The sequence below is a fragment of the Romboutsia sp. genome (assembly GCF_035470145.1).
Lineage (GTDB): Bacteria > Bacillota > Clostridia > Peptostreptococcales > Peptostreptococcaceae > Romboutsia_D.
In genome coordinates this window covers 1-4155 of the sequence record NZ_DATIRC010000159.1, presented here as the reverse complement: position 1 = coordinate 4155, position 4155 = coordinate 1, and the positions used below count along the sequence as shown (strand labels likewise).

General features: G+C 27.9%; 6 protein-coding genes. All 6 read left to right on the top strand.

The features are described 5' to 3' along the window. On the top strand, positions 1-189 hold a 189-nt coding region (locus tag VLM92_RS06170; RefSeq protein ID WP_325275471.1), incomplete at its 5' end, for a carbon storage regulator. Positions 190-205: 16 nt separating this feature from the next. After that, positions 206-589, top strand: coding sequence for a flagellar export chaperone FliS (gene fliS, locus VLM92_RS06165; protein WP_325275470.1), 384 nt, complete (start codon positions 206-208; stop codon positions 587-589). 11 nt (positions 590-600) lie between these two features. Then, positions 601-2094 carry a flagellar filament capping protein FliD gene (gene fliD / locus VLM92_RS06160; RefSeq protein WP_325275469.1) on the top strand — a complete coding sequence of 498 codons (1494 nt, stop codon included), beginning with the start codon at positions 601-603 and terminating at the stop codon, positions 2092-2094. A gap of 15 nt (positions 2095-2109) precedes the next feature. Continuing rightward, positions 2110-2436: a hypothetical protein gene (locus VLM92_RS06155; RefSeq protein ID WP_325275468.1), complete on the top strand. Its 327-nt coding sequence runs from the start codon at positions 2110-2112 to the stop codon at positions 2434-2436. 105 nt (positions 2437-2541) lie between these two features. After that, on the top strand, positions 2542-3351 hold the full coding sequence (locus tag VLM92_RS06150) for a flagellin (RefSeq protein ID WP_325275467.1): 810 nt from the start codon (positions 2542-2544) through the stop codon (positions 3349-3351). Positions 3352-3456: 105 nt separating this feature from the next. Further along, a partial coding sequence (fliB, locus tag VLM92_RS06145; protein ID WP_325275466.1) for a flagellin lysine-N-methylase occupies positions 3457-4155 on the top strand: 699 nt, incomplete at its 3' end.

Sequence of the window (4155 nt, the reverse complement as noted above, 5' to 3'; positions counted from 1 at the left end):
GAATCTATATTAATAGGTGATGATATAGAAGTAAGTATAAGTAAAATAGAAGATGGAAGTGTAAAAATAGCAATATCTGCACCTAAGGATGTAACAATACTTAGGAAAGAAGTACATGACAGAGTAAAAGAAGAAAATAAACAAGCTTTAAATAAAAACATAGATATATTAGAGTTTTTTAAGAAATAACTTGGAGGAAAAGAGTATGTATGCAACGAATCCGTATAACACATATAAGCAAAATTCAGTACAAATGGCATCAAAAGAGCAGTTATTATTAATGTTAGTAGATGGAGCTGTTAAATATACAAAAGTAGCGAGATTAGCTATAATACAAAAAGATATACCAAGAGCACATAAGGAATTGATTAGAGTTCAAGATATATTTACTGAATTAATGATAACTATGGATAAAAGTGTGGGAAGTTATATGCAAGATATATATGACGTATATGATTTTATAAAAAAAGAACTATCAAGAGCTAATATAAAAAAAGATGTAGAAATAATAGACAATGTATTACCAGTTATAGAGGAAATAAGAGATATGTGGCATGAAGTAGCAAAAAAAGCTAAACAAACTAGATAGGGGGAGATTGTATGGCATCAGTAAACTCTGTAAGAATTCCTGGTCTTGCAACAGGTATGGATACGGATAGTGTAATAAAAGATATGCTAACTGGACAACAGAATAAAATAGATAAAGCAAAACAAAAAGAACAAACTATAAAATGGCAACAAGAAACATATAGGGATATTATAAAAGATGTAAAAGGACTTGCGGATAAGTATTTTACAGCGACATCACAAGATTACATACTAGGGAGTAAAACTTTTTCAACAACAAAGGTAAATAGTTCTAATTCAAGTGTAGTGAGTGCAACGGCAGGAGCTGGAGCTGGTAATATAGATTATAAATTTGATGTGGTTGATTTAGCTAAACCTCCTAAAATTAGTATAACCGAAAAAGATGGAGTAGCCTTAACTAAGGATACTAACATAGGATTAGCCGTAGGAACAACTAAAACTTTTAAAATTGATTTAGGTAATGGTCAATTCTCCAAAGATATAACTATAGATGAAAATGATACTATAGATACTTTAATAACTAAAATAAATGCTAGTAATGATAGTCAAGTAAAGGCATCTTTTAGCGATATGACCGGAACATTCACCATACAAGGATCTAAAACTGGGGAAAGTAGTACCTTCAAAATAGAGCCACCAGATGCACTTTCGTCTTTATCAATAGATGGAACAGAGATAAAAGGAAGTAACTCGCTTGTAAATATAACTGGCGGTGGGATAATAGGAGTAAAGGAAGTAAAACAAGAAACAAATTCATTTACAATAGATAATGTTAAATATGATATAAAAGGTATAGGACAAGCAAATCTAACATCAGAAATAAGTGCTGATGACACAGTAGATAAAATAAAGGCATTTATAGATGATTACAATAAAGTAATGGATAAAATTTATGGTGAGATAATAGAAAAGAAAAATCGCGATTTCCCTCCTTTAACAGACGCTCAAAAAGAAGAAATGAGTGAAGAAGAAATAGAAAAATGGGAAGAAAAAGCAAAACAAGGCATGCTTAGAAATGATAATGAACTTAGAATGTTTATGGAAGATACAAAACAAGCATTATTCGGTCCGATAGAAGACATGGGAATAAACTTAACAGATATAGGTATAACATCATCACAAGATTATAATAAACAAGGACAAATATACTTGGATGAAGAAAAATTTAAAAAAGCTCTTCTAGAAAATGGAGAGCAAGTATATCAAGCTCTAACAAAAACAGCTACAGATAAGTCACAGTCTGGGTCATTAGAAAGAATGAAAGATGTGTTTAATAAATATGTAGGGAACTCAAAAAGTATATTTGCTAAAAAAGCAGGTATAGAAAAAACAGCTTCAGCTGCCAATAATTTATTTGGAGAACAAATAAAAAGCCAACAAGAAAATATAAAAAATCTTCAAAGAAAGATGGATGAAAAAGAAAAACAACTATACAAAAAATTTGCAGCACTAGAAGCATCTATGAATAAATTTAATTCACAAATGAACTATTTAATGAGTCAATAGATGTAAGGAGATAAAATGTATAAACAATTAGATTTATATAAAAATTTATCAATAGAACTTTTAAATTTATTAAAAGAGGATAAATTTGATGAAATAGATGAAATATTAGATAAAAGAAGTTTATTAATTAAAGAGATATATAAAAACCAACAAACTGAATTTAAAAAGTTATATGTTGAAAGTAATGCATATGATATAGATAAAGAAATAAAGAGTATTTTTGAAAAAAAAATAGGCAATATAAAGGATGAAATAAAGATTCAAAAAAAAATAAAGCAAGCAAACTATTCATATATAAATAAAAATGTAGAAAATATAAATATTTTTAATAAAAAAGTATAAAGTTTTAAAAAATAATGACGATATATATATTGTAAGGATATTTTGCAAAATATTACACAAATAAAATGACAAGGATGTCAATAAAAAACTAAGGAGAGTAAAAACATGAGAATAAACACTAATATGAACGCAATGTTAGCTACTAACAATATGGCTAAAAATACTGCATTAGCAGGAAATGCAATGGAGAAATTATCATCAGGGTTAAGAATAAACAAAGCTGGTGATGATGCAGCAGGACTTGCTATATCTGAAAAGATGAGAAGTCAAATAAGAGGTATGGAACAAGCAAATAGAAATGTACAAGATGGTGTATCTTTAGTACAAACTGCTGAAGGTGCTTTAGAAGAAGCTGGAAACATAGCTCAAAGAATGAGAGAATTAACAGTACAAGGTGGAAATGGAACATTAACAGCAACAGATCAAGCTAAAATAGAAACAGAGTTAACTGCATTAGGTGAAGAAATACTACAAATAGGAAGTGAAACTAAGTTCAATGAAAAAGCTCTTTTAGATAATACTAATCCTACAGTAACTATTCAAGCAGGAGCTAATGATGAAACAAGAACTGTAACTTTATTTGATTTAAAAGGTGCAGCTGGAGCTGTTCAAAATTTAAAAGTAACTGATAACGCAACTGCAAAAACATCACAAGATGCAGTAGATACTATATTAGAAAGTATAAGTACTAATAGAGCAAGTTTAGGAGCTACTCAAAATAGATTAGAAGCAACTTCTTCTAACTTAACAACTTCAACTGAAAACTTAACAGCAGCAGAATCAAGAATAAGAGATGTAGATGTTGCTAAAGAAATGGTTAACTTATCTAAATTAAACTTATTATCACAAGCATCACAAGCTATGGTAGGGCAAGCTAAGCAACAACCAGAAGGTGTAATGCAATTATTAAGATAGTAAAATATACAAAGAGTAAAGCAAATGCTTTACTCTTTATTAATATACATTAGTAAATGATTTGTTGTTTGTTAATATATATTAATAAAGAAAAGGAGAACTAAAGTGAAAAGACAAAAAGTTTTAAGTATAGATTATTATGACAACTTTAAATGTATAGGCAATAAATGTGAAGATCATTGTTGTAAGGATTGGGGTATAACAATTGATAAAAAAACATATATAAAATACAAAAAATTACAAAACTCGGAATTTAAAAGTAAACTTATAGATAATATAGGTAGGAATAGAAAATCTAAATCAGATTATGATTATGCAAAGATAAACTTAGTTGATAGCAAATGTCCAATGCTTTCAGAAGAAAATTTATGCGAAATATATCAAAATATTGGAGAAGAAAATATGTGTCATACTTGTAAAACTTACCCGAGAAGTTATAATTTAGTAGATGATACAATAGAAAGTTCACTGACACTTTCTTGTATAGAAGTTGCAAGAAATGTTTTGTTAAGAGAAAATATAATAGAATTTAATTTAGATATAAAAGAAATTGAAAATATAAGTATAAATCGCAATATCAATACAATTAAGCCTAAAACTCTTAGAGAAAAATACTTTAATGATATAAGAATATTTAGTATAGGATTAATGCAAGATAGAAGATTTGCAATAGAAGAAAGGCTTGTTATATTGGGGTTATTTATAAATAATATAAGAAATATAGATGAAGAAACATTAGTCATAGAAACTATTAGTCAATATAATCAAAATATTGAAAGTGGTGCTTATAATAATTTATTAAAA

Excerpts from the sequence above, each read along its gene's own strand:
- fliS (WP_325275470.1), top strand. The coding sequence starts at position 206 with ATGTATGCAACGAATCCGTATAACACATATAAGCAAAATTCAGTACAA.
- fliD (WP_325275469.1), top strand. The coding sequence starts at position 601 with ATGGCATCAGTAAACTCTGTAAGAATTCCTGGTCTTGCAACAGGTATG.
- VLM92_RS06155 (WP_325275468.1), top strand. The coding sequence starts at position 2,110 with ATGTATAAACAATTAGATTTATATAAAAATTTATCAATAGAACTTTTA.
- VLM92_RS06150 (WP_325275467.1), top strand. The coding sequence starts at position 2,542 with ATGAGAATAAACACTAATATGAACGCAATGTTAGCTACTAACAATATG.